This is a genomic window from Micromonospora sp. NPDC049900 (assembly GCF_044461025.1).
Taxonomy (GTDB): domain Bacteria; phylum Actinomycetota; class Actinomycetes; order Mycobacteriales; family Micromonosporaceae; genus Micromonospora.
This window is the reverse complement of the sequence record NZ_JBITKM010000038.1, coordinates 1-5391: the sequence shown is the minus strand read 5'-3', so window position 1 is coordinate 5391 and position 5391 is coordinate 1. Positions and strand designations below refer to the sequence as shown.

Annotated in this window: 3 rRNA genes; all 3 read right to left on the bottom strand. The window is 57.4% G+C overall.

The features are described from left to right. Position 1 precedes the first annotated feature (1 nt). The 3 genes from rrf to ACIBMZ_RS30675 all read right to left on the bottom strand — a co-directional run bounded on the left by rrf (position 2) and on the right by ACIBMZ_RS30675 (position 5242). A 5S ribosomal RNA gene (gene rrf, locus ACIBMZ_RS30685) occupies positions 2–118 on the bottom strand. A 97-nt stretch (positions 119–215) separates the two neighbouring features. Further along, positions 216–3328, bottom strand: a 23S ribosomal RNA gene (locus tag ACIBMZ_RS30680). Positions 3329–3726: 398 nt separating this feature from the next. Further along, positions 3727–5242, bottom strand: a 16S ribosomal RNA gene (locus ACIBMZ_RS30675). Together the 16S, 23S and 5S rRNA genes form the textbook arrangement of a ribosomal RNA operon. Positions 5243–5391 lie beyond the last annotated feature (149 nt).

Here is a 5391-nt window from a genome sequence, read left to right as displayed (position 1 = left end):
TGTCCGGCGGTGTCCTACTCTCCCACACCCTCCCGGGTGCAGTACCATCGGCGCTGGAGGGCTTAGCTTCCGGGTTCGGAATGTGACCGGGCGTTTCCCCTCCGCCATGACCGCCGTAACCTTATCAACATGTCAAACACAATCCGCACCAACACTGTCCGTGTCGGGGTGTGTTTGTTTGTTGTGAGTTACACAGTGGACGCGTAGCAACTTTGATAGTCAAGTCCTCGGCCTATTAGTACCGGTCAACTGAACCCGTTACCGGGCTTACATTTCCGGCCTATCAACCCAGTCGTCTAGCTGGGGGCCTTACCCCACCAAAGGTGGGTGGGATACCTCATCTTGAAGCGAGCTTCCCGCTTAGATGCTTTCAGCGGTTATCCCTTCCGAACGTAGCTAACCAGCCGTGCCCCTGGCGGGACAACTGGCACACCAGAGGTTCGTCCGTCCCGGTCCTCTCGTACTAGGGACAGCCCTTCTCAAGTATCCTACGCGCACGGCGGATAGGGACCGAACTGTCTCACGACGTTCTAAACCCAGCTCGCGTACCGCTTTAATGGGCGAACAGCCCAACCCTTGGGACCTGCTACAGCCCCAGGATGCGACGAGCCGACATCGAGGTGCCAAACCATCCCGTCGATATGGACTCTTGGGGAAGATCAGCCTGTTATCCCCGGGGTACCTTTTATCCGTTGAGCGACACCGCTTCCACACGCAAGTGCCGGATCACTAGTCCCGACTTTCGTCCCTGCTCGACCCGTCAGTCTCACAGTCAAGCTCCCTTGTGTACTTGCACTCAACACCTGATTGCCAACCAGGCTGAGGGAACCTTTGGGCGCCTCCGTTACCTTTTAGGAGGCAACCGCCCCAGTTAAACTACCCACCAGACACTGTCCCTGAACCGGATAACGGTCCGAAGTTAGATACCCGAATCAACCAGAGTGGTATTTCAAGATTGCCTCCCCTCATACTGGCGTACAAGGTTCACCGGCTCCCACCTATCCTACACAAGCTAACTCAGATACCAATGTCAAGCTATAGTAAAGGTCCCGGGGTCTTTCCGTCCTGCCGCGCGTAACGAGCATCTTTACTCGTAATGCAATTTCGCCGGGCCTGTGGTTGAGACAGTGGGGAAGTCGTTACGCCATTCGTGCAGGTCGGAACTTACCCGACAAGGAATTTCGCTACCTTAGGATGGTTATAGTTACCACCGCCGTTTACTGGCGCTTAAGTTCTCCGCTTCGCCCCGAAGAGCTAACAGGTCCCCTTAACGTTCCAGCACCGGGCAGGCGTCAGTCCATATACATCGAATTACTTCTTCGCATGGACCTGTGTTTTTAGTAAACAGTCGCTTCCCCCTGCTCTCTGCGGCCATACAACGCTCCACCCGCGCGGGGCTTCACGTCTCCGGCCCCCCTTCTCCCTAAGTTACGGGGGCAATTTGCCGAGTTCCTTAACCACAGTTCGCCCGATCGCCTCGGTATTCTCTACCTGACCACCTGTGTCGGTTTGGGGTACGGGCCGCTCGAAACTCGCTAGAGGCTTTTCTCGGCAGCATAGGATCACTGACTTCACCTGAATCGGCTCGGCATCACGTCTCAGCCACATGACGTGCGGATTTGCCTACACGTCGGCCTACACGCTTACCCCGGCACAACCACCGGCCGGGCTCAGCTACCTTCCTGCGTCACCCCATCGCTTGACTACTACCCGCCAGGTTCCCACGCTCTCCACCCTCAACCCGAAGGTCTTGGATGGATCGGATGGTTAGCACAACGAGGTTCATCAGGGACGCTCCTTCGCGGGTACGGGAATATCAACCCGTTGTCCATCGACTACGCCTCTCGGCCTCGCCTTAGGTCCCGACTCACCCAGGGCGGATTAACCTGGCCCTGGAACCCTTGGTCATCCGGCGGAAGGGTTTCTCACCCTTCTTTCGCTACTCATGCCTGCATTCTCACTCGTGCCGCGTCCACAACTCGATCACTCGGCTGCTTCACCCCCGGCACGACGCTCCCCTACCCATCCACACACCTGCACACAAGCCCGAAGACTCGCGCGAAGTACACATGTGAATGCCACAGCTTCGGCGGTGTACTTGAGCCCCGCTACATTGTCGGCGCGGAACCACTTGACCAGTGAGCTATTACGCACTCTTTAAAGGGTGGCTGCTTCTAAGCCAACCTCCTGGTTGTCTATGCGACCCCACATCCTTTTCCACTTAGCACACGCTTAGGGGCCTTAGCTGGTGATCTGGGCTGTTTCCCTCTCGACTACGAAGCTTATCCCCCGCAGTCTCACTGCCGCGCTCTCACTTACCGGCATTCGGAGTTTGGCTGATTTCGGTAAGCTTGTGGGCCCCCTAGACCATCCAGTGCTCTACCTCCGGCAAGAAACACGCGACGCTGCACCTAAATGCATTTCGGGGAGAACCAGCTATCACGGAGTTTGATTGGCCTTTCACCCCTAACCACAGGTCATCCCCCAACTTTTCAACGTTGGTGGGTTCGGCCCTCCACACGGTCTTACCCGCGCTTCAGCCTGCCCATGGCTAGATCACTCCGCTTCGGGTCTAGAACATGCGACTCAAACGCCCTCTTCAGACTCGCTTTCGCTACGGCTCCCCCACACGGGTTAACCTCGCCACATGCCACTAACTCGCAGGCTCATTCTTCAAAAGGCACGCCGTCACCCCGCAAGGCTCCGACGGATTGTAGGCGAACGGTTTCAGGTACTATTTCACTCCCCTCCCGGGGTACTTTTCACCATTCCCTCACGGTACTCGTCCGCTATCGGTCACCAGGAAGTATTCAGGCTTACCAGGTGGTCCTGGCAGATTCACGGCAGATTTCAGGAGTCCGCCGCTACTCGGGAACATCCATAGAAGACCAGCTGCTTTCACCTACCGGACTATCACCGTCTACGGTCGGCCTTTCCAGACCATTCGACTAACAACTGGTTTTGTAACTTCTTCAGTGAGTGTCAGCCCACCACACAGAGTCCCACAACCCCGACCACGCAACCCCTGACAGGTATCACACGCAACCGGTTTAGCCTAAATCCGCTTTCGCTCGCCACTACTCACGGAATCACTAAATTTGTTTTCTCTTCCTACGGGTACTGAGATGTTTCACTTCCCCGCGTTCCCTCCACACACCCTATGAGTTCAGGTGCAGGTGACACCACATGACTGGTGCCGGGTTACCCCATTCGGACACCCTGGGATCACAGCTCGGTTGACAGCTCCCCCAGGCCTATCGCGGCCTCCCACGTCCTTCATCGGCTCCTGGTGCCAAGGCATCCACCGTTCGCCCTTGACAACTTGACCACAAAGATGCTCGCGTCCACTGTGCAATTCTCAACAAACAACCAACCCACAACCCACAGCCCCACACCAGCAACACCACCCCTACAAGGCGACATCCGGTATGCAAGACCAGGCCATGCCTGGCAACCACCAACCACAACACACGCCGTGGTATCCGGTTCTGAAGCAAACAACCCAACAGTTGTTCCTTCAGGACCCAACAGGGTGCCCATCATCTCCCACCAGCCGCACCAGCAGTCATCCCTCCACACCACCCCCCCAAAAGAAGATGGCCGTACTAGAAACCGCCGGCCGTTGCCGACACGAAACTCACCAGTGTCTCCGCCAATTGAGCACCCCGACCCGACATTCGCAGATCGCGGGCTCCATACCAGCTTTCGCCGGATGGTGCTCCTTAGAAAGGAGGTGATCCAGCCGCACCTTCCGGTACGGCTACCTTGTTACGACTTCGTCCCAATCGCCAGCCCCACCTTCGACGGCTCCCTCCACAAGGGTTGGGCCACCGGCTTCGGGTGTTGCCGACTTTCGTGACGTGACGGGCGGTGTGTACAAGGCCCGGGAACGTATTCACCGCAGCGTTGCTGATCTGCGATTACTAGCGACTCCGACTTCACGGGGTCGAGTTGCAGACCCCGATCCGAACTGAGACCGGCTTTTTGGGATTCGCTCCACCTCACGGTATCGCAGCCCATTGTACCGGCCATTGTAGCATGCGTGAAGCCCTGGACATAAGGGGCATGATGACTTGACGTCATCCCCACCTTCCTCCGAGTTGACCCCGGCAGTCTTCGATGAGTCCCCGCCATAACGCGCTGGCAACATCGAACGAGGGTTGCGCTCGTTGCGGGACTTAACCCAACATCTCACGACACGAGCTGACGACAGCCATGCACCACCTGTCACCGGCCCCGAAGGACCCCACATCTCTGCAGGATTTCCGGCGATGTCAAACCCAGGTAAGGTTCTTCGCGTTGCATCGAATTAATCCGCATGCTCCGCCGCTTGTGCGGGCCCCCGTCAATTCCTTTGAGTTTTAGCCTTGCGGCCGTACTCCCCAGGCGGGGCGCTTAATGCGTTAGCTGCGGCACAGAGAACCGGAGAGGCCCCCCACACCTAGCGCCCAACGTTTACAGCGTGGACTACCAGGGTATCTAATCCTGTTCGCTCCCCACGCTTTCGCTCCTCAGCGTCAGTATCGGCCCAGAGACCCGCCTTCGCCACCGGTGTTCCTCCTGATATCTGCGCATTTCACCGCTACACCAGGAATTCCAGTCTCCCCTACCGAACTCTAGCCTGCCCGTATCGACTGCAGGCCCGCAGTTGAGCCACGGGTTTTCACAGTCGACGCGACAAGCCGCCTACGAGCTCTTTACGCCCAATAAATCCGGACAACGCTCGCGCCCTACGTCTTACCGCGGCTGCTGGCACGTAGTTGGCCGGCGCTTCTTCTGCAGGTACCGTCACTTGCGCTTCGTCCCTGCTGAAAGAGGTTTACAACCCGAAGGCCGTCATCCCTCACGCGGCGTCGCTGCATCAGGCTTCCGCCCATTGTGCAATATTCCCCACTGCTGCCTCCCGTAGGAGTCTGGGCCGTGTCTCAGTCCCAGTGTGGCCGGTCGCCCTCTCAGGCCGGCTACCCGTCGTCGCCTTGGTAGGCCATTACCCCACCAACAAGCTGATAGGCCGCGAGCCCATCCCAAGCCGAAAAACTTTCCACCCACAAACATGCGTCCATGAGTGAATATTCGGTATTAGCCCCCGTTTCCGAGGGTTATCCCAAAGCCTAGGGCAGGTTGCTCACGTGTTACTCACCCGTTCGCCGCTCGAGTACCCCGAAGGGCCTTTCCGCTCGACTTGCATGTGTTAAGCACGCCGCCAGCGTTCGTCCTGAGCCAGGATCAAACTCTCCAACAAAAACCAATTGGAAAAGCAAACCCCAGCAACAAACAAATGTTGCCAAAGGAATCCCCACCAACCCAAAAGTTGGCACGGGGCATCATAAAACAATTTGGCACTGGCTTATCAAGCACCCTGTTGAGTTCTCAAAGAACAACCACACACCA